Below are 23,358 nucleotides of genomic sequence, written 5' to 3'. Positions count from 1 at the left end.
ATAATAATTCAACCAGAATTAGCCATGCTATTTAACTGAAGTGAATTTTTGTCACTTCAGTTAAATAATGGAAAAGATAACTTAGCAGATAGCTAAATACAACCAGATACCACACCGTGGCGATTTTCGAAACATATATATTCACTGTTAATATAATCCGCATACCACTGCATCATCTCTCTTCGCCCTTCCATATACTGCACATGGTTGTAAGTACCGCATATATCGCGTTCTTACCCAAATGAGCAAGCTTTGCCCCAGTTCGCACCGAGTAAAACATTGCTTATGGCGGTAGATGCTCATACTGGAACAGCAAAACATTTATGCCTTTTTGCGAATATTTATTTCTGTTCCCCTAACCGCCAACCCATCCATATAATCCCCATACCACTGCAACATCTCCCTACGCTGCTCCAGATACTGCGCATGGTTGTACGTACCACGAATGGTGTTCTTATCCGCATGAGCCAGCTGTAACTCAATCCACGCCGTGTTATAGCCTTGTTCGTGCAGGATGGTACTCATCGTGTGCCGGAAGCCGTGTCCTGTAGCCTTCCCATGATACCCAATCCTTTTCAGTACCTGATTGATACTCGCTTCGCTCATTGGTTTGGTGATGTCGTTGCGCCCAGGAAATACCAGGTTATAACGCCCCGTAATTGCCTGGATCTCTCGTAGTGCTGCCACAACTTGATCAGATAGTGGTACAAGGTGAGGACGGTGCATCTTCATCCTTTGTACCGGTACTTCCCAAACCCGCTTGTCGAAATCGAATTCTTCCCATTCAGCCATGCGGAGTTCAATGGTACGAACGCCAGTTAGCATCAGAATCTTTGTCGCTAGCCGAGTTATTGAGCTACCGGAATAAGCTGCGAGAGCCTCTAAGAAGGCAGGAAGTTCATCAGCTAACAGATGGGGGTAGTGCACAGATTTTGGCGGGGTTAACGCGCTTGCCAGCTCTGAGGCAGGGTTAGTTTCAGCCCGACCGGTGACAATGGCGTAACGAAACACTTGGTTGCAGGCCTGGCGGATTTTGCGCAGCTTGTCGAGGACGCCACGTTTTTCGAGTTTACGAAGTGAACTGAGGATCTCCAGAGGCTTTATCTCTGCTATTGGGCGCTTACCAATATCCGGGAAGATATCGTTTTCAAATGCTTCCATGATGTCTTCCGCGTAGCCTTTGGACCAGTTTGGCCGTTTGTACTCATGCCATTCCAGAGCAATAGCTTTAAAGGTATTTTCTACAGTCGCTTTGCGAGCTTGTTTTTCAACCTTTTTCTGTTCGCTGGGATCGATAGCGTTAGCGACTTGCCGCTTAGCTTCATCTCTTCGTTGTCTGGCTTCAGATAAGGAAATCTCTGGATAGATACCCAACGCCAGCATCTTTTGTTTGCCGTCAAAGCGGTACTGTAAGCGCCAATATTTAGATCCATTGGGATGAACCATTAAATGCATACCTTCGCCATCGGTAAGCTTATAAGGCTTGTCGGTAGGCTTTGCACTTCTTACCTTCACATCGGTTAATGCCATTTGGGGCTCTCCGTTGCTGGCTGTTGGTACAAGATTTCATTGAACGGGGATGTACCATCACATATACCAACAGATATTACTTGATGCAGGTAGATGTAGGTAGATACTGAGAGAGTTTCGACGCGCTGAAATCAGCCAACCCACTGAATTTCAGGCATAAAAAAAGACGTCAGTTGACGTCTATTTACTTCGAAATGGTACGCCCTACAGGATTCGAACCTGTGACCTACGGCTTAGAAGGCCGTTGCTCTATCCAACTGAGCTAAGGGCGCATTTGATATTTACCGCAGCACAGAACACTGCCGGTAGTCAGTTGCGGGTTGGATTATACGGGCAGTCTCTTTCGAGTCAATGGGTTTTCGCCTTACGGTTTATCATCTGGCTATTTAATCGTTAATTAATCGTTATTATACGCCTGACAGCACGCCCCGCTTCTGACAAAATAGGCACATTCCCGCTTTTTTTAATTGATGGATCCCTCCACTGATGTCAGCAAAAATTATTGATGGTAAAACGATTGCGCAGCAGGTAAGAAATGAAGTTGCTGCGTTGGTACAGAAACGTTTGGCTGCCGGTAAGCGTGCTCCCGGCCTTGCTGTAGTATTAGTTGGTGTCAACCCAGCCTCACAAATTTATGTCGCCAGTAAGCGTAAGGCGTGCGAAGAGGTCGGTTTTGTTTCGCGTTCTTATGATCTGCCAGTGACCACCACTGAGGCAGAGCTGCTGGCATTGATTGATTCACTGAATGACGATGGTGAAATTGATGGGATTCTGGTGCAACTACCACTGCCTGCCGGTATTGATAATGTCAAAGTACTGGAACGTATCCACCCAGATAAAGATGTAGATGGCTTCCACCCGTATAACGTGGGCCGTCTGTGTCAACGCGCACCGAAATTGCGCCCTTGTACCCCACGCGGCATCGTTACCTTGCTGGAGCGTTATAATATCTCGACTTACGGCCTCAATGCAGTTGTGGTCGGTGCATCCAATATTGTAGGCCGCCCGATGAGCCTTGAACTGCTGCTAGCAGGTTGCACTACCACCGTCACGCATCGTTTTACCAAAAATCTGCGCCAACATGTGGAAAATGCTGACTTGCTGGTGGTTGCCGTGGGTAAACCCGGTTTTATTCCCGGTGAATGGATTAAACCTGGTGCTATCGTGATTGATGTAGGCATTAACCGTCTGGAAAGTGGTAAAGTAGTCGGCGATGTAGAATTTGATGTCGCCGTTGAGCGTGCGGGTTGGATTACACCGGTTCCCGGTGGCGTCGGGCCGATGACCGTTGCAACACTGATACAAAATACCTTGCAAGCCTGCGAGGAATATCACGACATCAACGAAAATTGATTGTAAGGATAGGAATGGACATTTTTCATTTGGAAAAACACCCGCACGTTGAGCTGTGTGACTTATTAAAGTTACAGGGCTGGAACGACAGCGGTGCCTCAGCGAAAGCCGCCATCGCAGATGGACAGGTGAAAGTCGACGGGAATGTAGAAACGCGTAAGCGCTGCAAAATCCTGGCTGACCAGATTGTTGAGTTTCAAGGCATGAAAGTGCAGGTTAAAGCCTAATCACCTCAGCAAAGGCGAGTTCTAGCTGGTTATTGCGAAAGACTGCCATGGCGAGATAAGGGCAAAAAAATGCGGTTACTGGTCAGCACCAGAACCGCAATTTTTTTAGATGCAGATAGCTAAATTGCACCTATCCACCCAATACCATGCTATTTACGGCGCCATATCGTCCCTTGTGGGCCATCTTCCAGCACAATACCCAGCTCATTCAACTGATCACGGGCCGAATCGGCCAGCGCCCAATCTTTACTGCTACGGGCATCGTTACGTTGCTTAATCAACGCTTCTATTTTTGCTACTTCGTCGTCATTAGTCTGCGCGCCGCTTTGTAAAAATAGCTCTGGATCCTGCTCTAATAATCCCAGCACATGGGCCAGTTTACGCAATTCTGCCGCTAAGCCATTCGCCGCCATAATATCTTCAGTTTTCAGGCGGTTTACTTCACGGGCAATATCAAACAGTACCGAATAGGCTTCTGGCGTATTAAAATCATCATCCATTGCGGCACGGAAACGCGCTTCAAACTCTGCACCACCCGCAGGCGTCGCACTCGCATCAGTCCCACGTAGAGCGGTATACAGGCGTTCTAGTGAGGCACGTGCCTGTTTGAGGTTCTCTTCGCTGTAGTTAAGCTGACTGCGATAGTGGCCGGACATCAGGAAGTAACGTACGGTTTCAGCATCGTAATAGGCCAGCACATCACGAATGGTGAAAAAGTTATTCAGTGATTTAGACATTTTTTCTTTGTCAATCATCACCATACCGGAGTGCATCCAGTAGTTCACATAGGGACCATCATGGGCACAGGTAGATTGTGCAATTTCATTTTCGTGGTGCGGGAACATCAAATCAGAACCGCCGCCGTGAATATCAAAATGTGCGCCCAACTGTTTGCCATTCATCGCCGAGCACTCGATATGCCAGCCAGGGCGGCCCGGCCCCCAAGGCGATGCCCAACTTGGTTCACCCGGTTTAGACATTTTCCACAAGACAAAATCCATCGGATTACGTTTAACATCAGCCACTTCAACCCGGGCACCGGCCTGCAATTGATCCAAATCCTGACGGGACAGCAAACCGTAATCAGGATCACTGTCCACAGCAAACATTACATCGCCATTTGACGCGACATAAGCGTGATCACGGGCAATCAAACGCTCAGTCAGCGCAATAATTTCAGGAATATGGTGAGTCGCACGCGGCTCTAAATCAGGGCGTTCAAGATTCAGTGCATCGAAATCTTTATGCATTTCTGCCAGCATACGTGTCGTCAGTTGCTCACAGCTTTCATTGTTTTCCAATGCGCGCTTGATAATTTTATCGTCAACATCGGTAACGTTACGCACATACGTCAGAGAGTAACCTAAATAACGCAAATAACGCGCCACGACGTCGAAAGCGACAAAAGTACGCCCATGCCCAATGTGACACAGGTCATAAATGGTGATCCCGCATACGTACATACCAATTTTACCGGCATGAATAGGCTTGAATTCCTCTTTTTGGCGACTCAGTGTATTAAAAATCTTTAGCATCGGGACATTCCGTGGTTTTTGTTTTGCGGTAAGCATGGTTTATACCCAAACTCATTGGCGTTGCCGGTAGAGCGCAAACAACGTCAAGGACGAGGGAGATAAAAGGATATCATCAGATTATGCGGTAAATCAGCCACTGATTCAGCACTTTTTCACACATCTTGCTGGCGTTTCGAGTGCTGACTCAATCTCAGAGTTATGATATAAGAGCCGTCTAAAGAGTTACGACTCATTTGTGAATACACTATTACACTAGCAGGAACATTATTATGGTCACGTTTCATACTAATCACGGCGATATCGTCGTCAATACCTTCGCGGATAAAGCGCCGGTTACCGTTGAAAACTTCCTGAACTACTGCCGTAAGGGCTTCTATGATAACACTATCTTCCACCGTGTTATCGACGGTTTCATGATTCAAGGCGGTGGTTTTGAGCCGGGCATGAACCAGAAAACCACGGATGCAACTATCAAAAACGAAGCTAACAACGGCCTGAAAAACACCCGTGGCACCCTGGCAATGGCGCGTACCAACGATCCGCACTCTGCCACTGCACAGTTCTTCATTAACGTTGCCGACAACGACTTCCTGAACTTCCGTTCAGAGCGCCCAGATGGTTGGGGTTACTGCGTATTTGCTGAAGTCACTGAAGGTCTGGACGTTGTTGATAAAATCAAAAACGTTGCTACTGGCCGTAGCGGTATGCATCAGGATGTACCAAAAGAAGATGTGATCATCAAAAGCGTCACTATTAGCGAATAATGACAGCTTAATGAGCACGCTTTTTATTGCAGATCTGCATCTTAGCGTTCAGGAACCGGCAATCACTGCCGGTTTCCTGCATTTTATACAGCGTGAAGCCATTCATGCTGATGCGTTATATATCCTGGGTGATCTGTTCGAGTCCTGGATTGGCGATGATGACCCCGAACCACTGTACCGGCAAGTTGCCGCTGCGCTGAAATCACTCCAACAACGGGGTGTACCTTGCTACTTTATCCACGGTAATCGTGACTTTTTGCTCGGTAAACGCTTTGCTCAAGAAAGTGGTATGACCCTGCTGCCGGAAGAGATAGTCGTCGAACTGTATGACCGTAAAATTGTTATTTTACATGGTGATACACTGTGCACCGATGACACCGACTATCAGCATTTTCGTCGTAGAGTACATAATCCACTGATTCAAAAACTGTTCCTGTGGCTACCTCTGCGTTTTCGTTTACGCATTGCGGCTTATATGCGTAACCAAAGTCAGCAGAACAATAGCGGCAAATCTGAACTTATCATGGATGTAAATCCACAAGCAGTGATTGATAGCCTCCAACGTAATGGCGTCAGTTGGATGATCCACGGGCATACGCATCGCCCAGCGGTTCACACCGTAGCACTCCCCGCCACAACCGCCCATCGAGTGGTTCTTGGTGCCTGGCATGTTGAGGGGTCGATGGTCAAAGTCACGGCAGACAACGTTGAGTTGATTAAATTCCCATTTTGACCTTCAGGTTTATCTGGCGAGTGGGTATAAAAAACCGATAAATCCCACTAAAAGCCGCGACGCAACCGTTTTCCTCGCCTTTGGCTCATGATATGCTCTACGCCCTCTTCGCCAGTCACGATTTAAGTAAAATCATTCTGGCCGACGCTTGCGCAATCACAGGAGCTTTACACTCATGGGAGCTAACCTCGATTCGGCTTATGCAGCCGGGGTTAAAATCGCTATCGTAATGGGGTCCAAGAGTGACTGGGCCACCATGCAGTTCGCCGCTGACGTGCTCACCACGCTCAATGTTCCATTTCATGTGGAAGTTGTCTCCGCACACCGCACCCCCGATAAGCTGTTCAGTTTTGCCGAGTCGGCCCAAACCAAGGGCTTACAGGTGATAATTGCCGGTGCCGGTGGTGCTGCACATCTGCCAGGTATGATTGCGGCAAAAACGCTGGTACCTGTTTTAGGTGTTCCGGTACAAAGTGCTGCGCTGAGTGGCGTCGACAGCCTGTATTCGATTGTACAAATGCCGCGCGGTATCCCAGTGGGGACCTTGGCTATCGGTAAAGCCGGTGCCGCCAATGCCGCTTTGCTGGCCGCACAAATATTGGCATTGCACGATGCTGAATTAGCCGCTCGTCTGGCTGATTGGCGCAAAAGCCAAACTGACGAAGTGCTGGATAATCCAGATCCTCGGGTGCCAGACTTACAGGTGAAGGCATGAAACCAGTTTGCGTATTAGGTAATGGCCAGCTAGGGCGCATGCTGCGTCAGGCTGGCGAACCACTGGGTATTGCCGTTTATCCGGTGGGCTTGGATGCGGAACCTGAAGCCGTGCCTTATCAGCACAGTGTGATTACCGCTGAGATTGAGCGCTGGCCAGAAACGGCGTTAACCCGTGAGCTCGCTACACACACCGCTTTTGTTAACCGCGATATCTTCCCGCGTCTGGCCGATCGCCTAACACAAAAGCAATTGCTCGATAGCCTGAATCTGCCAACCGCACCGTGGCAGCTATTAGCAAGTAGTAGCGAATGGCCGCAGGTCTTTGCAACATTAGGTGAGCTGGCCATTGTCAAACGTCGGGTCGGAGGCTATGACGGACGTGGTCAGTGGCGGTTGCGGGCAGGTGATCAGGATACCTTACCGACTGATGCTTACGGTGAATGCATCGTTGAGCAAGGGATTAACTTCAGCGGTGAAGTTTCGCTGGTCGGCGCACGCAGCAGCCAGGGAAAATCGGTGTTTTACCCGTTAACCCACAATCTGCATGAAGATGGCATCCTGCGTATGAGTGTGGCTTTGCCACAGCCCGATAGCAGATTACAGCAACAAGCTGAAAAAATGCTGTCAGCCATTATGGATAAGCTGAATTATGTTGGCGTAATGGCCATGGAGTGCTTTATCGTTGGCGACAATCTGTTGATCAATGAGCTGGCACCACGGGTACATAATAGCGGTCACTGGACGCAAAATGGTGCGTCAATAAGCCAGTTTGAGCTACATCTGCGTGCCATTTTGGACCTGCCCTTACCGACGCCGGTGGTCAACACCCCATCAGCGATGGTCAACCTGATTGGCACGCCAGTGAACATCGAATGGCTATCTCTGCCGTTGGTGCATCTGCACTGGTATGAAAAAGAAGTGCGCGCAGGCCGTAAAGTAGGTCATCTGAATTTGAACCACCCCGATGGCGCACAATTACGTGCTGCACTGGCCGCACTCGCGCCGTTGTTACCAGCGGAATACCAGAACGCGCTGATCTGGGCGCAGGATAAGCTGTAACTCATCTGGCCTGCCCCACAAATTGTTGGCGTTGCAGCCACACTGCAACGCCAGGTTACCCAAATAGGCTAACTGTCATAATTGCGGAACAGCGCCCTTCCCTGTAACAAACGCGCACCTAACCAACCGCCACACAGTGACAACAATAGCGCGCCAGCCAACGGCAACAGCCACCACATCACCCAATTAGGCTGCCATGGGAAATCAAACACTAAGCGCTGCAATGCCCACAGTGCCGCCTCTGCTCCGATGGCAGCCGCCAGCCCGGCAACCAATCCCAGTAAGGCAAACTCCCACCACAAGGTACCTCGCAGTAAGCGTTTACTTGCGCCTAGTGTCCGGTAAACCACCAGCTCCTGACGTCGCTGACGCATCCCTACTTGAACCTGCGCCAACAGCAACAAAGTGCCACAGATGATAACCAGTATTACCATCACTTCCAGTGCACGGCTCACCTGCTGCAACACCTGCCCGACCTGTATAAGCATCGCGCCAATATCCAGCAAACTGAGTGTTGGGAACTGCCGATTCAGTTGTGTCAGCACCTCCCCGTCTCCTTGATAACGGAAACTGGTCAGCCAGGTTTGTGGCTGTTTATCCAATGCACCTGGCGGGAAGATAAAGTAGAAGTTTGGCCGCAGGCTTTCCCAATCCACCTGACGAATACTGCTAACTTTGGCTTCGAATGACTGCGTATCGCCGCTAAATGTCAGTTTATCGCCGATTTTAATCCCCAGCCTGTCAGCAATTCCTTGTTCCATCGACACTTCATCGGCTTTAGGTGGCCATTGACCGGCGGTCAAAATATTGTGCGCCGGTAAATCTTGCTGCCAGGTCAGATTCAATTCACGGTTAACCGCCTCACCACCGGGTTCATCTTCACGCACCCGCTCGGTGGCCAGTTGCTGGTTAATTTCAGACAGCCGTACCCGCACGATAGGATAGAACGTTGATGGCGTTATCTGATGTTGCGTCAGAAACTCAGTTACCTGTGGCACCTGTTGCGGTGTCATATTCAGCAAGAAGTAATTCGGGCTGTCCGGCGGCAATTGTTGCTGCCAACGATCCAATAGGTCCCCACGCAGTACCAATAACAATGCTAACAGCATAAAGGATAAAGAGAATGCCGCCAGTTGCGTTAACGTCATCCACGGTTGACGTAGCAAACGGTTGATTGCCAGCCGCAATGATAAACGGGTAACAGTCAGGCGGCGCAACAGTACCAGACTGCCCCAGCCAATCACGCCCAGTAATAACGCCAATACCACCATGCCAGCCAGAATGGCCCACAATAACGCGTTTCCCCCCATCAGCAATGCCAATAAGCCAATCACGATAACCAGCATTGCAGGAATAAAGTAACGCAGCGGCCAAACATTCGCGGAAACATCACGACGCAAAACCCGTAGCGGCTGGGTCGCGAGCAGTTGCCGATAGGGGCGCACACCCACTAGCAGCGAAATCAATACCAGCGACCCCATTGACCATACCCATGGCCATAAACCGGCTGCTGGCAATGCGGCCGGTAATACCGGTGACAATAAACGAACTAAAACCTTCTCGAATAAGAGACCAATCACGCTGCCACACAGGCCAGCCAACACCAGCACCGACAGCCACTGACCGATAATCAACCGCCGCAGTGCACGGTGTCCTGCACCTAATGTTTTCAGTACCGCAACTAAATCATAGCGGCTACGGCAATAGTGGCCCATCGCCACCGCAACGGCAGCAATCGAAAGTAGTAACGTCAATAGCGCCGATAACAGCAAGAACTGCTGCGCCCGTTGCAGCGATTTCCCCAACGCGCCACCTGATTCTTGTAAACCATACAACCGCTGCTCTGGTTTCAATTGTGGCGTAAGCCAGTCACTAAATTGGGTGACGCCATCAGGCTGGCCGGCGAACATATAACGATAGGTCAGACGGCTACCCGGCTGAATCGCACCGGTCTTTTCCACGTCAGCCAGATTGATCAAAATACGCGGCGCGGTTTGGAATGGATTAAAGCCAGAATCAGGCTCCTGAATAACTTCACCGACAATTTTCAGTGAAGTATCACCGACATCCAGCATATCGCCGACCTTAACCCCAAGCAGCGACAACAGCCTTGGAGCCACCAACACCGTACCCGGTTCAAGTACCGCGCCAGCAGGCAACGTATCTAATTTGCCATACAGCGGATAGGCTAAATCTGTGGCTTTCACATCAGCCAGTTGTGGGCGATCGCCCGCGAAGGTCATGGTCATAAACGATAACTGGCGACTGACGGTCAACCCTTGCCGTTTAGCTTCCAGCAACCACGCTTCAGGAACCGGATGCGCCGCACTCAGCACCCGATCGCCGGCCAAAAAATCGCGGCTTTGCTGACTTAGCCCTTTTTCCATCCGGTCACTGATGGTACCCAGCGCCAGCACACAAGCCACCGCCAGTGTTAATGCCAGCCAGACAATTAACAGTGAGGGTGAGCGCCACTCACGCCAAAACCAGCGCCAAATCATGCTTCCTCCCACAATTTGCCGTCCCGCAGCCGCAAGCGGCGCTGACAACGCCCCGCCAGTTGTACATCATGGGTAACCAGAATCAGTGTGGTGTCATAATCCCGATTCAATGAAAACAACAAATCAGCAATTCTGTCACCGGTATGGCGGTCAAGATTACCGGTCGGTTCATCGGCAAATAACACTTTAGGCCGCCCACTGAAGGCTCGGGCCAGTGCTACCCGCTGCTGCTCACCGCCAGAAAGCTGAGCGGGCAGATGATGTAGCCGTTTGCCCAATCCGAGTTGCTCTAATAACTCCACCGCATGGGCCTTACTATTGCGTTCGCTCTCTCCACGCAACAATGCAGGAAGCTGAACGTTCTCCAACGTATTGAGTGTGGGTACCAACATAAATGACTGAAACACGAAGCCGACGTTTTTTGCACGTAATTGCGCGCGCCCTTCTTCATCCATCGCGGTCAAAGACTGGCCGAGTAAACTCACCTCACCACTGCTGCCATCATCCAGGCCTGCCAGAATCCCCAGCAAAGTTGACTTGCCTGAACCCGACTCACCAATCAGCGCAATTGTCTGGGCGGGTTTGACAACCAGCTCAACTCCGGTAAGGATGGAGAGCTGTTGCTCACCCTGGCCGACGTATTTATTAAGATGATGAACTTCAAGAACGTTTTCCGCTGGCATCTTCCCTTCCTTTTACTGTTGGGATTATTCAGTTTGCGTGCCGCCGCAACCGATACATTGTTAATTCTTGGCGATAGCTTAAGCGCCGGTTACCGCCTGCCGATTGCCCAAGCATGGCCTTCACGGCTGGATAAAACATGGCAGGGAACACCGTCACTGCCGAAGGTAGTCAACGCCAGTATCAGTGGTGACACCGCCGCTCAAGGTTTGGCCCGCCTACCGGCCCTACTCAAACAACACCAACCGCGCTGGGTGCTGATAGAACTGGGAGCAAATGACGGCCTGCGTGGTTTTCCAACGCAAGATACTCAACGGGATCTGACACAAATTATCAATCAGATATTGGAAGCAAAAGCCCAACCTTTATTGATGCAAATCCGTATTCCGCCTAACTATGGTCGCCGTTATACTGCTGCTTTCACCGCGATGTATCCACAACTGGCACAGCAATTTAACATTCCATTGGTTCCTTTTTTTATGGAAGCTGTTGCTGTGAAACCGCAGTGGATGCAGGATGATGGCTTACACCCTAACGCCGCGGCCCAACCCTTCATCGCCGATTGGATGGCGCAACAACTTAAACCATTAGTGACCAATAAGCAGTAATAGCACTTGTTCAAACAAATAGAATCACTCACCAGGTAAAGTTATGCAAAAAACTGTATTAATTACCGGTTGTTCCAGCGGTATCGGGCTGGTTGCAGCACAGGATTTGAAAAACAGGGGCTATCGCGTACTGGCCGCCTGCCGTAAACCTGATGATGTGGCAAAGATGACGCAATTGGGTCTGGAAGGTATTGAACTGGATTTGGATGACAGTGCCAGTGTGGAACGTGCTGCTGCGCAGGTTATCGAACTGACTGGCGGGCGCTTATACGGCCTGTTTAACAATGGTGGTTTCGGCCTGTATGGCCCATTGCACACCATTTCACGCCAGCAGTTGGAAAAGCAGTTTTCCACCAATCTATTCGGCACCCACCAGCTCACGCAATTGCTGTTGCCAGCAATGTTGCCTCACGGCGAAGGGCGTATAATTCAAACCAGTTCGGTGATGGGGTTGGTTTCTACCGCAGGTCGCGGCGCTTATGCGGCCAGCAAATATGCGCTGGAAGCCTGGTCTGATGCACTACGTATGGAACTGCACGACAGTGGTGTACATGTTTGTCTGATTGAACCCGGCCCGATCAGTACCCATTTTACACAAAACGTCAATCAGGCCGAGGCCGATAAACCGGTCAATAATCCCGGTATCGCAAAGCGATTTACCCTGCCCCCGCAGGCTATATTACCGAAATTACGCCATGCACTGGAAAGCCCGCGCCCACAATTGCGCTATCCTGTCACATTAGTGGCCCATGCATTGACCCTATTGCGCCGCATCCTACCGGGGCGAATGTTAGATAAAGTCCTGCGCGGTAATGCCTAACTGACTATCCAAAAATAGTTGGGGTTGAAGCAACATAATCTGCCCCCATCTAGTGTTAAAACGGATGAGAGAAATAATTCATGCTAGCACCTACTACGATTGATATTACTGAAGCAAACCTACACCAGGCCTTAGAACAATCCATGGCTGTGCCGGTACTGTTCTACTTTTGGTCCGAACGCAGCCAGCATTGTCTGCAACTGACCCCAGTGCTGGATAAACTGGCCGCAGAATATGCCGGTCAATTCATTCTGGCTCGTGTCGACTGCGATGCAGAGCAGATGGTGGCGTCACAGTTTGGTTTACGCTCAATTCCGGCGGTTTATCTGTTTAAAGACGGTCAACCGGTTGATGGCTTCCAAGGACCACAGCCGGAAGAGGTTATCCGCGAGCTATTACAACGGGTATTGCCGAAACCTGAAGAATTGAAAGTTGCCGAAGCTGCACAATTGTTAAGCGAAGGCAACGTGCAAGAAGCACTGCCACTGCTGAAAGATGCCTGGGCGCTGAGTGGGCAAAACAGTGAAATTGGCCTGCAACTGGCTGAAGTGCAAATTCAGTTGAACCGCAGTGAAGATGCTGAAACGGTGTTGGCAACCATTCCACTGCAAGACCGTGATACCCGTTATCAAGGGCTGATTGCTCAGATTGAGTTGCTCAAACAAGCTGCCGACACGCCAGAGATCCAACAGTTACAACAGCAACTGACTGAACAGCCGGATAACGTCGAACTCGCGGTGCAATTGGCGCTACAACTGCATCAGGTTGGCCGCAATGAAGAGGCTTTAGAGCTGTTGCTGAGCCATCTGAAGAAAGATCTGGCTGCCGCGAACGGTACTGCACGTAAGACATTAATGGATATTTTAGCTGCGCTAGGCACCGGCGATGCACTGGCCGCCAAATATCGTCGTCAACTTTACTCATTACTGTACTGACAGCGAAAGTTAATCGCCATAACCTTTTTGGCGATCCTCTTATTTGCTACTGCGCGGGGGCATCCCGCGCGGTTTTATTCTGCCCCAGCCAAGTTTTTTCTCATTTACACGCTTTTACCTGCCTTTAGTTAGGCATTTAACCACCAGTCACGTAATATTAAGAAACAAATATCATTGCTGACAGGAAGTTAAATATGTTTACGGTCATCCCGGTTCTTATCGTTGTAGCCCTGATTGTGGTGTTTTCCTCAATCAAAATTGTTCCACAAGGTTTTCAGTGGACTGTCGAGCGTTTTGGTCGTTATACCAAAACCCTGATGCCAGGCTTGAACATCGTTGTGCCATTTATGGATCGTGTTGGTCGCAAAATCAATATGATGGAACAAGTCTTGGATATCCCATCCCAAGAGATCATTTCCCGCGATAACGCCAACGTAGCAATTGATGCCGTCTGCTTTATCCAGGTTATTGACCCAGTAAAAGCAGCTTATGAAGTCAGCAATTTGGAATCGGCCATCATCAATTTGACCATGACCAACTTCCGTACGGTTTTAGGTTCTATGGAGCTGGATGAAATGTTGTCGCAACGTGACAACATCAACGGCCGCCTGTTGCATATTGTGGATGAAGCCACCAACCCGTGGGGCATTAAAGTGACGCGTATTGAAGTCCGTGATGTGCGCCCACCGGCTGAATTGATTTCTGCGATGAATGCTCAGATGAAAGCGGAACGTACTAAACGTGCTGATATTCTGGAAGCCGAAGGGGTTCGTCAGGCCGCAATTTTGCGTGCTGAAGGTGAGAAGCAATCACAGATTCTGAAAGCTGAAGGTGAACGTCAATCCGCATTCTTGCAAGCAGAAGCCCGTGAGCGTGGTGCTGAAGCTGAAGCCCAAGCCACCAGAATGGTTTCTGAGGCTATTGCTGCCGGTGACATTCAAGCCATTAACTACTTTGTGGCACAGAAATATACCGACGCACTGCAACACATCGGCTCCGCCAATAACAGCAAAGTCATTATGATGCCGCTAGAAGCCAGCAGCCTGATGGGTGCTATCGGTGGGATTGCAGAACTGATTGGCGAGAGTAAAAACAGCCGAGGTAAATAACCATGCTGGAGGAAATTGCCGCGAATCCAAGTTGGTTTTGGCTATCCCTCGGCGGGCTGCTTCTGGCCGCTGAGATGCTAGGTGCCAGTGGTTATATGCTGTGGAGCGGCGTTGCCGCCGTAGTCGTGGGCGCGTTAGTCTGGCTATTTCCCTTTAGCTGGGAGATGCAAGGCGTGCTATTTTCCGTCCTGACGGTGGTTGCTGCATTCCTGTGGTGGTATTGGCTGAGTAAACGCATCAAACCACAACCTGCCATGCTGAATCAACGTACCCATCAGCTGTTGGGTACGCGGGCCACATTGACCGAACCAACCATTGATGGTTTTGGTCGCATGCGGGTTGGTGACAGTAGCTGGCGTATTTATTGCGCAACCGAACTGGGTGTTGGTACCGAAGTTGAAGTGATATTCGTGGAAGGCAATACCTTGCATGTCCGCGCCATCCCTCAGTAATACCTATATTATCGTCAGTAGCATATTGACCGGCAGGCCGTCAGTTGAGTGGCCTGTCAGTTAACCAACAACCGCCTCATCCCCCACAACCGTCTGTTTGTTAACAACTTTATCCTTATCATCGCCAGCCTGCTTAGCTGCCGAATGACAACATCCCGACAAATTATTGATAATCGGGCAATCAGCGCCATCATCCCCTGGGCACTCATCTGCCAACGCTAACAAGCGCAAGCGCATCTGGTTAAGATCATCAATATGTTGCTCGATTTCCGCAACCTTTAGCAGCGTCGCCGCTTTCACATCCGCGCTGTGGCGGGCCGGGTTATGAAATAATGCCAGTAACTCGCGACATTCATCCAGTGTAAAGCCAACCTGCCGTGCCTGACGTAGCAGTGTTAACTCTTCAATGTGTTTGGCACTGTAGCTGCGATAGCCGTTATCAGTACGGATAGGCGGTGTCAGCAGTTTTTTTTCTTCGTAGAAACGTATGGCTTTGCTGGTTAAACCGGTTTTTTTTGCCACATCGCTTATGTTCATATTTCCCCCTTGACCTTCCCCTTGCTGGAAGGTTTAACCTCCATAATTAGTGAAAATAACGATGTCAGTCAAGCGGAATAAAACCTGTACAGCTTAAGGTTATGGATAAATCCATTATCAGCGACGATAAGCGATGTGACTGAGATTACCGACTAAACTTATCCCGACGAAATGAACGGATAAGTGGTTACTCGATAAGGAGTTAATTATGTTGCAAACCACAGTGCTGGCCTTGCATGGCCTTTCCTGTATGAATTGTGCCAAGCGAGTGAAAACCGCCTTAGAAAGTCGTGAAGATATTCATCATGCTGAAGTCGACGTTAACTATGCCAAAGTGACCGGTGAAGCCGATATCAACACGCTGATTGATACTGTCAAACAAGCCGGTTATCAGGCAGAAGCAGCCCAAACACCCGATACACAATTACAGCTCTCAGGCTTAAGCTGCGGCCATTGTACTGAAGCCACACGCCAAGCTCTGGAAGCCGTTCCCGGTGTAATTGCAGCCGTGGTGAGTGTGGATAGCGCTAAAGTGTATGGTAAAGCTGATCCGCTGGAGCTAATTAGCGCAGTGGAACAGGCGGGTTATCACGCCGCACTGCCAGGTGCCCCATCCCCAAAAACTGAGCCGCTGACTGACTCAGCCCCATCTCAGCCGGAATATCAGGCAGCGGCCTCTTCAACCATTCCGGCAGTAACAAGTGATATTAATGCTAACCCAACCACAGCGGTAGATATCGATAGCGTCCAGTTATTGCTAACCGGGATGAGCTGTGCCAGTTGCGTATCCAAAGTACAACATGCTCTGGAAGGTGTTGATGGGGTTGAGGTTGCGCGCGTCAATTTGGCGGAGCGTAGCGCGTTAGTAACCGGTAACCCAAGCAATGAAGCCTTAATCGCAGCCGTCAAAAATGCCGGTTATGGTGCGGAGATTATTGAAGACGAAGGCGAGCGCCGCGAACGTCAGCAACTGATGTCGCAAGCCAGTATGAAGCGCTTCCAATGGCAAGCAGCACTGGGCCTGCTGTTGGGTATCCCCCTGATGGGATGGGGGCTATTTGGCGGCAGTATGACGCTAACGCCAGAAACCCAGACGCCGTGGCTTATTGTCGGGGTGATTACTCTGCTGGTGATGATATTTGCGGGTGGCCATTTCTATCGCAACGCCTGGGTCAGCCTGAAAAATGGCAGTGCCACCATGGATACCTTAGTGGCACTAGGTACCGGAGCGGCGTGGCTCTATTCCATTACGGTGAATATCTGGCCGGATGTTTTCCCGATGGAGGCGCGCCACCTCTATTATGAAGCCAGCGCCATGATAATCGGTTTGATTAACCTTGGTCATGCGATGGAACAACGCGCCAGACAGCGTTCATCTAATGCGTTGGAGCGACTGCTGGACCTGGCACCACCGACAGCACGGCGGGTATCTGACGACGGTGAGCAAGTGATCCCTCTGGCTGAGGTCCAATTGGGCATGACCTTGCGTCTGACTACCGGTGACCGAGTACCGGTTGATGGTAAAATTGTGCAGGGCGAAGTGTGGATGGACGAAGCCATGCTGACCGGCGAACCTATCCCACAACAAAAATCAGCAGGTGATGTGGTACATGCAGGTACCCAAGTACAGGATGGATCGGTACTGTTCCGCGCCAATGCCATTGGTAGCCAAACCACACTGGCTCGCATCATCAAACTGGTTCGTCAGGCGCAAAGCAGTAAACCAGAAATCGGCAAATTGGCGGATCGAATCTCAGCGGTATTTGTGCCAACCGTGGTGGCAATTGCTGTTATCGCCGGGCTGATTTGGTATTTCCTCGGTCCACAGCCTCAGTTGGTGTACACCCTGGTGGTTGCTACCACAGTGCTCATTATCGCTTGTCCCTGCGCGCTTGGACTGGCGACGCCGATGTCTATCATCTCTGGCGTCGGGCGGGCGGCCGAGTTTGGTGTTTTGGTACGTGATGCCGATGCATTGCAGCAAGCCAGTAATCTCGATACGTTGGTGTTCGACAAAACCGGCACGCTAACGGAAGGTCACCCACAAGTAGTGGCAATTCATACCTTTAACGGTGTCAGCGAACAACAAGCGCTGGGATGGGCCGCAGCACTAGAAACCGGCTCTAATCACCCATTGGCTCGCGCTATTTTGCAACGTGCCGAAGGGCTGACGCTGGCTACCGTCAGTCAGTTCCGCACCTTACGTGGCTTGGGTGTCAGTGGTGAAGTTGACGGCATTCCTTTGTTGCTAGGGAACAACCGCCTGCTGGAGGAACAGAGCATTGATACCCGTGAGTTGCAATCACTCATGCAGCAGCAAGCTGAAAGTGGTGCCACCCCGGTTATCCTCAGCGCGATGGGTAAACCCGCGGCACTGCTGTCGATCCGCGATCCACTGCGCAGCGACAGTGTCAGCGCTCTGCAACGATTGCATCAACTGGGATACAGTCTGGTGATGTTAACCGGTGATAACCCAATTACCGCCAATGCCATTGCCAAAGAAGCCGGTATTGATCAGGTGATCGCGGGTGTATTGCCGGAGGGTAAAGCTGAGGCTATCAAGCAACTGCAAGCCGCTGGACATAAAGTGGCGATGATTGGTGATGGTATCAATGATGCCCCTGCACTGGCACAAGCGGATGTTGGGATTGCCATGGGGGGTGGTAGTGATATCGCGATTGAAACTGCGGCTATCACGCTAATGCGCCACAGTCTGCATGGGGTTGCGGATGCCGTGGAGCTTGCCAAGGCAACATTGCGCAATATGAAGCAAAACCTATTGGGTGCGTTTTTCTACAACGCACTGGGTATTCCGATTGCGGCGGGAATTCTGTTCCCGTTCACCGGAACATTACTTAGCCCGGTGGTGGCAGGGGCGGCCATGGCGCTGTCATCCATTACCGTAGTCAGCAACGCTAACCGTTTGCTGCGTTTTAAACCTAAGCAGTAAGCGCTCCTGATATCCCCAAAGTCATTGGCGTTGCAGGTAGGCTCAGGGATGGGCCGAGTAACAAGAGCAGCTAACCCCCTGCGGCTGCAAATACAAAGGGTATAACCTAATGGCGCACAACACTTTCATGTGCGCCATTTAGCGTTTAGCATGTTAAGAAATGCTAAAAAGGGAACCACATGGATATGGGCCAATTATTACGCCACATCGCACGATTTCTCGGTATCCTGACACCGGCGACCTACCCCTATCCGGCGTTGGATATCACCTTACCCGGTGAACGCCACTTCCATATGGTCGGCAGTATTCATATGGGAACCGAGAACATGTTCCCCCTCCCCCACGAATTACTGAATAAATTGAATCAGGCTGATGCACTTATTGTCGAAGCTGATATCACCGACACCTCCTCACCTTTTGGTACCGATACCCTCAGCGAAGCATTAATCGATAGATTATCTGAGGAGCAATATCAGCAACTGTTACAGCGCTGCGAAGAGCTGAGCACTGATCCGCACTCGATGGCCTTTCTACCGGCATGGCAGGTCGCCTTAATGCTTCAGGCTCGCCAGGCTCAACGTCTGGGATTGCGTGGGGAATACGGCATCGATTTTCAATTATTGAAAGCGGCAGCAGCACAAGAAAAAAGTGTTATAGAGTTGGAAGGAACACAAATGCAACTCGATTTACTGGAGACATTACCTGATAACGGCATGTCTTTACTGCTTGATACTCTGACCCATTGGCACACCAACGCACGCCTGCTGCAAACCATGATTGGCTGGTGGCTGGAACATCCCCCAACCAATAACCTAACCACACTGGCACCAACTTTTAGCCAAAATCTATACGATGTGCTGATGATTCAACGGAATAAACGCTGGCAGCAGCAACTAGAACATCTGCCAGCCGGGCGTTATGTGGTCGCGGTCGGTGCACTGCATCTGTATGGCGAGGGTAATCTTCCTGATTTGTTGCAACTCGGCGAGCAGTAATCACCAATAAAAGTAAAAAAATGGCCGATATCGCTATCGGCCAGTCAAAGAGGAATTTTCATTATTTTAGTTATTAAGCGCCCACACTCCTTGCGGATAATATGAGCTGCAGGTACAGGGTAGCAACCTGACGATTAGATTAGCAACTTACATTCATCATAACTCCGGCAATCAATCATGATAGCATTGATTTTATTAGGTTAATTTTTAACTCTACCGCAATGATTGGGTGTAGGATAATCCCTTGGAATAAATTTTCATTTTTAATTGGACGTTTATTATGACACCTGCAGTCGTTTTGCTGGAAAAACAAAAAGTTCCGTTCACATTACATCCTTATCACCATGACGCAGCAGAAACCAACTTTGGCGATGAAGCTGTTAAAAAGTTGGGGCTTAATGCCGATCAGGTTTATAAAACCTTGCTGGTCGCCTTGAATGGGGATGCCAAAAACCTGGCGGTTGCCGTTACCCCTGTCGCCACCCAGCTTGATCTGAAAAAAGTTGCGCGTGCTTTGGGTGCCAAAAAGGCGGAGATGGCTGACCCACAATTGGCGCAGCGCACCACCGGTTATTTAGTCGGTGGTATCAGTCCATTAGGGCAGAAAAAGCGCTTACCGACTGTTATCGATAGCTTGGCACAGGCGTATGCCACAATATTCGTTTCCGGCGGAAAGCGGGGTTTAGATATTGAATTGGCTGCAACAGATTTATGCCAGTTGCTACAAGGCAGCTTTGCCGATATTGCCAAGCGCGATTAATTTATTTATTGCATTACAAACCCGCACCGCGCTGCATATATCTCGTGCAATTCACCAGAAGCCTCCACTGCCAAATAGAGGCTTCCAGCTTCACGCCTTACTTATAAACAATCTCACCTTTCGGCTGATACTGACTGGCATCCAGTGGAGAGTGCTTTTCAATATACTGTTTCAGTAGCTGCTGAGTTGCAGCTCAATGTATTGATATTTAAAATAATTACTAGCTTCTTGACACCTAAAATCAACTAAATCAATCGCGTTATAACCTATTGAATAGAAACAAATAAAAATTAGTTTTGCAGAAGAGGCTTCACCCTCAATCACTTGAATCTGATTGCAATCCAGATAATTACAACCGTATATTTAACCCGTCATGGAGTGTCGGGGGTCGAAGGTTCAAATCCTTTCATGCCGACCAAATATCCCAAAGAAAACCAATCCGTTAGGGTTGGTTATTTATTTGTGGGATTTGGTGATGGTAAAACAATAGTGAAACCCCGGCGATACTTTTAGTTATCATCATCACGCAACGGGTAATTCAGACCACCGGGTAGTGTATGCAGGCGATAACATATCACGTTTCATCTGCCATGCCTTTTGTATGCCTTGTCCGGCAAACCACACCTTTCCCTTGCCTGATTTATTGATATCGTCCTGAACAGCCATCAACGCGGCACTGTTAGCCTTAGGCTGGTTATCATCGAACAGCCCCAATTGAGCCACACCCTGACTGTAAAAATCACCCAGCATCACCCCGCCTTTTTGATAACGATAGCCATCCTTCCATATCGCATCAAGACACCCTAAAGCAGCAGCGATAATATCCCGTGAGTCCTGAGTGGGGATATGAAGCTTAGTGCTCACAATGTTGCCGTAGTAAGGCTCATTGAGTGCAAAAGGGCTGGTTTTGATAAAGGCTGATATATGCCTGCAATATTGATGCTCGCCGCGTAGTTTTTCAGCCGCGCGCACGGCATACCCGCAGATAGCTTCGCGCATATCCTGATAATTAGTGATCCGCTCGCCAAAGGATCGGCTACATACAATCTGCTGCTTAGTCGGAGCGAACTCTTCCAACTCCAGGCATTGCTCACCATTCAGTTCTCTGACCGTTCGCTCTAATACCACATTGAAGTTTTTACGCACAAACTGTGAATGAGTATCAGCCAGCTGTAATGCTGTGTTGATGCCGAGTAGATTCAGCTTTTTACCAATGCGGCGACCAATACCCCAGATATCCTGTACGGGGGTGATTGCGAGTAGTTTACGTTGTCTAACAGGATCGCACGCCCCCCGTCTTACTCCACTGTTTGGCTGCATGATTTGCCAGCTTAGCCAGGGTTTTCGTTTGGGCTATCCCTACACCTACAGTGAGGCCGGTCCACTGCAATACCCGCTGCCGAACGTCACGGCCAAACTGATCCAGACTCATGCAATGATTTACCCCAGATACATTCAGAAATGCCTCATCAATTGAGTATATTTCCGTGGCTGGCGACATAGATTCCAGCACAGTCATAACCCGATTAGACATGTCAGCATAAAGCTCGTAGTTACTGCTGAAGGTAACCACACCATATTTTTGGATCAGTTCGCGCATCTTGAAATAGGGCTCGCCCATTTTAATGTCAAGCAATTTGGCTTCACGACTACGGGCTATGACACAGCCATCATTGTTTGAAAGAACTACTATCGGCTTCCCCTGCAAGTCAGGCCGAAATACAGACTCACAGGATGCATAAAAGAATTAACGTCAGCGAGGACAAACATTGGCCGCCTCGTTAATGACATATCTCACCACACCAAACGTTTCTAAATCGTCTCCTCCATCATTCAAAACGATAGGGGCATAGTCTGGATTCATTGCCTCAAGTTGCACAACAGGATGTAAGCACAGCTTTTTTACGGTGAACTCCCCTTCGATTGCCGCGATAATAATATCGCCATGTTTTGCCGTAATGCTGCGATCGACAACCAACAGGGAGCCGTCATAGATCCCGGCACCAGTCATTGAGTTACCCGAAACACGGACAAAATAAGTTGCTGCCGGGTGGGCGATACAAAGCTCATTCAGATCAAGTGGTCGCTCGATATAATCGGCTGCAGGGCTTGGAAAACCAGCGTGGATTGTCTCGTTAAACAACGGGATAAGAATAATTTTGCGAAGCGGAGAAAGTGGGTAAAAAATCATCATTCAAATCCACAAATAACTGTATATACATACAGTTTAATCAATGGGATTTTTCTTGTGAAGTAAGGTTTTTATGATTTTCGCTAAGAGATTGGATCTACTAAGAAGATTTATTCCGGCTGAGGCGGCCATTCAATATCAGGCGTTTTTGATGCGTCAATCCGTATCAATGACCAGCCAGTATTTATTTCAAGCCTCAGGTTCAGTTACTTCATTTTTCGGCATCCCCCTCCATATCACCTTGTCACCAGCTAATTTCTGAATCAGCAACACCTTTAAATTCGCCCTTCAGACTGTGCAGATTGTATCACTACTGCTTATTTGACCATTCTGCTAAATATCAAAGAATTACCATTCTATCTGTCCAGTTCTGGGAAAAACATCGACCGTGTCAATCTGATACTCACCTAACAAACATGATGTAATGTATCGCGAACATGACTTACACTGTTCCGTCTCCCTATACCACTCTAACCCTAAACTTTTTATTTCCCAATTCATTATTGACAGGTAATTATAAACACCTAGAATGCTTTCTTCTCAGGTAGTGGAGCGCTTTAGCCCCCTGAGTTTATTCACAACTCGAAATAATAACTATGCTGGATAATTAGCATGATAAAATCAGTCCATCAGTTGAGAGGGATTGCATCTCTTTTTGTAGTTTTCGTTCACTTAAAATTTTTGATCAACGATACATATGCACAAAAAAACCTAGGGGATATGCTATTTTCTAGTGGATACTTTGGTGTGGATCTGTTCTTTATGATTAGTGGTTTTGTTATTGTTTACTCAACTAAAAATGATAACAGTATATTCTCTTTCTCAGTTAAAAGATTATTTAAAATATATCCAGTATATATATTCTGCGTAGCTTTATTTGTTGTCATAAATTACCCTAACA

At 49.1% G+C, this 23,358-nt stretch carries 21 protein-coding genes, 1 tRNA gene and 2 pseudogenes; 15 read left to right on the top strand and 9 right to left on the bottom strand.

Annotated features, from left to right (window positions below):
• Positions 1-321: 321 nt before the first annotated feature.
• Both V1952_RS10035 and V1952_RS10030 read right to left on the bottom strand, forming a co-directional pair.
• Positions 322-1,530, bottom strand: a complete 1,209-nt coding sequence (locus tag V1952_RS10035) for a tyrosine-type recombinase/integrase (RefSeq protein ID WP_420074693.1) — start codon at positions 1,528-1,530, stop codon at positions 322-324.
• A gap of 195 nt (positions 1,531-1,725) precedes the next feature.
• Positions 1,726-1,802: transfer RNA gene (locus tag V1952_RS10030), tRNA-Arg, on the bottom strand.
• 214 nt (positions 1,803-2,016) lie between these two features.
• Between V1952_RS10030 and folD the strand changes: the two genes are divergently transcribed.
• Both folD and ybcJ read left to right on the top strand, forming a co-directional pair.
• On the top strand, positions 2,017-2,883 hold the full coding sequence (gene folD, locus V1952_RS10025; protein ID WP_083159903.1) for a bifunctional methylenetetrahydrofolate dehydrogenase/methenyltetrahydrofolate cyclohydrolase FolD: 867 nt from the start codon (positions 2,017-2,019) through the stop codon (positions 2,881-2,883).
• Between the two features lie 14 nt (positions 2,884-2,897).
• Positions 2,898-3,110: a ribosome-associated protein YbcJ gene (gene ybcJ / locus V1952_RS10020; protein WP_004390634.1), complete on the top strand. Its 213-nt coding sequence runs from the start codon at positions 2,898-2,900 to the stop codon at positions 3,108-3,110.
• Between the two features lie 149 nt (positions 3,111-3,259).
• Here the strand turns inward: ybcJ and cysS are convergent, their stop codons facing one another.
• Positions 3,260-4,645: a cysteine--tRNA ligase gene (gene cysS / locus V1952_RS10015; protein WP_372558237.1), complete on the bottom strand. Its 1,386-nt coding sequence runs from the start codon at positions 4,643-4,645 to the stop codon at positions 3,260-3,262.
• A 269-nt stretch (positions 4,646-4,914) separates the two neighbouring features.
• Between cysS and ppiB the strand changes: the two genes are divergently transcribed.
• The 4 genes from ppiB to purK all read left to right on the top strand — a co-directional run bounded on the left by ppiB (position 4,915) and on the right by purK (position 7,918).
• Positions 4,915-5,409: a peptidylprolyl isomerase B gene (gene ppiB, locus V1952_RS10010; RefSeq protein ID WP_005182430.1), complete on the top strand. Its 495-nt coding sequence runs from the start codon at positions 4,915-4,917 to the stop codon at positions 5,407-5,409.
• Positions 5,410-5,419: 10 nt separating this feature from the next.
• Complete coding sequence (locus V1952_RS10005) at positions 5,420-6,142, top strand: UDP-2,3-diacylglucosamine diphosphatase (RefSeq protein ID WP_420074692.1); 723 nt, start codon at positions 5,420-5,422, stop codon at positions 6,140-6,142.
• Positions 6,143-6,317: 175 nt separating this feature from the next.
• A complete protein-coding gene (gene purE / locus V1952_RS10000) occupies positions 6,318-6,857 on the top strand; it encodes a 5-(carboxyamino)imidazole ribonucleotide mutase (RefSeq protein ID WP_420071276.1) in 540 nt (179 codons plus the stop codon).
• Positions 6,854-7,918, top strand: coding sequence for a 5-(carboxyamino)imidazole ribonucleotide synthase (gene purK / locus V1952_RS09995; RefSeq protein WP_420074691.1), 1,065 nt, complete (start codon positions 6,854-6,856; stop codon positions 7,916-7,918). The genes purE and purK overlap by 4 nt, the downstream gene beginning before the upstream one ends.
• A 68-nt stretch (positions 7,919-7,986) precedes the next feature.
• Here the strand turns inward: purK and ybbP are convergent, their stop codons facing one another.
• Together ybbP and ybbA are read right to left on the bottom strand one after the other, a co-directional pair.
• On the bottom strand, positions 7,987-10,419 hold the full coding sequence (ybbP, locus tag V1952_RS09990) for a putative ABC transporter permease subunit YbbP (protein WP_420074690.1): 2,433 nt from the start codon (positions 10,417-10,419) through the stop codon (positions 7,987-7,989).
• Complete coding sequence (gene ybbA, locus V1952_RS09985; protein WP_372558232.1) at positions 10,416-11,102, bottom strand: putative ABC transporter ATP-binding protein YbbA; 687 nt, start codon at positions 11,100-11,102, stop codon at positions 10,416-10,418. The genes ybbP and ybbA overlap by 4 nt, the downstream gene beginning before the upstream one ends.
• On the opposite strand from ybbA, the gene tesA reads away from it, so the two are divergent.
• The 5 genes from tesA to V1952_RS09960 all read left to right on the top strand — a co-directional run bounded on the left by tesA (position 11,073) and on the right by V1952_RS09960 (position 15,024).
• Positions 11,073-11,708, top strand: a complete 636-nt coding sequence (gene tesA / locus V1952_RS09980; protein ID WP_372559845.1) for a multifunctional acyl-CoA thioesterase I/protease I/lysophospholipase L1 — start codon at positions 11,073-11,075, stop codon at positions 11,706-11,708. The genes ybbA and tesA overlap by 30 nt on opposite strands.
• Before the next feature lie 43 nt (positions 11,709-11,751).
• Positions 11,752-12,528 (top strand): SDR family oxidoreductase, encoded by a 777-nt coding sequence (locus V1952_RS09975; protein ID WP_372558231.1) that lies wholly within the window; start codon positions 11,752-11,754, stop codon positions 12,526-12,528.
• An 80-nt stretch (positions 12,529-12,608) separates the two neighbouring features.
• Complete coding sequence (locus tag V1952_RS09970) at positions 12,609-13,463, top strand: co-chaperone YbbN (protein WP_420074689.1); 855 nt, start codon at positions 12,609-12,611, stop codon at positions 13,461-13,463.
• A 194-nt stretch (positions 13,464-13,657) separates the two neighbouring features.
• On the top strand, positions 13,658-14,572 hold the full coding sequence (locus V1952_RS09965; RefSeq protein WP_004704953.1) for an SPFH domain-containing protein: 915 nt from the start codon (positions 13,658-13,660) through the stop codon (positions 14,570-14,572).
• A gap of 2 nt (positions 14,573-14,574) precedes the next feature.
• Entirely contained in the window at positions 14,575-15,024 is a 450-nt protein-coding gene (locus V1952_RS09960; protein ID WP_083159921.1) for an NfeD family protein, read from the top strand.
• Between the two features lie 60 nt (positions 15,025-15,084).
• On the opposite strand, the gene cueR is transcribed toward V1952_RS09960, so the two are convergent.
• Positions 15,085-15,561 (bottom strand): Cu(I)-responsive transcriptional regulator, encoded by a 477-nt coding sequence (cueR, locus tag V1952_RS09955; RefSeq protein ID WP_372558230.1) that lies wholly within the window; start codon positions 15,559-15,561, stop codon positions 15,085-15,087.
• Positions 15,562-15,769: 208 nt separating this feature from the next.
• Here cueR and copA point away from each other — a divergent pair, with 208 nt between their 5' ends.
• The 3 genes from copA (at position 15,770) to ybaK (ending at position 20,266) form a co-directional block, all read left to right on the top strand.
• Positions 15,770-18,511: a copper-exporting P-type ATPase CopA gene (gene copA / locus V1952_RS09950; protein ID WP_420074688.1), complete on the top strand. Its 2,742-nt coding sequence runs from the start codon at positions 15,770-15,772 to the stop codon at positions 18,509-18,511.
• Between the two features lie 185 nt (positions 18,512-18,696).
• Positions 18,697-19,506 (top strand): TraB/GumN family protein, encoded by an 810-nt coding sequence (locus V1952_RS09945; RefSeq protein WP_372559844.1) that lies wholly within the window; start codon positions 18,697-18,699, stop codon positions 19,504-19,506.
• Between the two features lie 280 nt (positions 19,507-19,786).
• Positions 19,787-20,266: a Cys-tRNA(Pro)/Cys-tRNA(Cys) deacylase YbaK gene (gene ybaK / locus V1952_RS09940; protein WP_083159927.1), complete on the top strand. Its 480-nt coding sequence runs from the start codon at positions 19,787-19,789 to the stop codon at positions 20,264-20,266.
• A 97-nt stretch (positions 20,267-20,363) separates the two neighbouring features.
• Here the strand turns inward: ybaK and V1952_RS09935 are convergent.
• The 3 genes and pseudogenes from V1952_RS09935 to umuD all read right to left on the bottom strand — a co-directional run.
• Positions 20,364-20,447: pseudogene (locus V1952_RS09935) on the bottom strand (bifunctional metallophosphatase/5'-nucleotidase); the annotation flags it as partial.
• 341 nt (positions 20,448-20,788) lie between these two features.
• A pseudogene (gene umuC, locus V1952_RS09930) lies at positions 20,789-22,036 on the bottom strand (translesion error-prone DNA polymerase V subunit UmuC).
• Complete coding sequence (gene umuD / locus V1952_RS09925) at positions 22,020-22,457, bottom strand: translesion error-prone DNA polymerase V autoproteolytic subunit (RefSeq protein WP_420074694.1); 438 nt, start codon at positions 22,455-22,457, stop codon at positions 22,020-22,022. Before umuD ends, umuC begins: the two are co-directional and overlap by 17 nt.
• A 612-nt stretch (positions 22,458-23,069) precedes the next feature.
• Here umuD and V1952_RS09920 point away from each other — a divergent pair.
• On the top strand, positions 23,070-23,358 hold a 289-nt coding region (locus tag V1952_RS09920; protein WP_420074687.1), incomplete at its 3' end, for an acyltransferase family protein.

Source organism: Yersinia sp. 2542 StPb PI (assembly GCF_048593855.1).
GTDB classification, from domain to species: Bacteria; Pseudomonadota; Gammaproteobacteria; order Enterobacterales; family Enterobacteriaceae; genus Yersinia; species Yersinia enterocolitica_E.
This window is presented reverse-complemented; position numbering and strand designations above follow the sequence as displayed.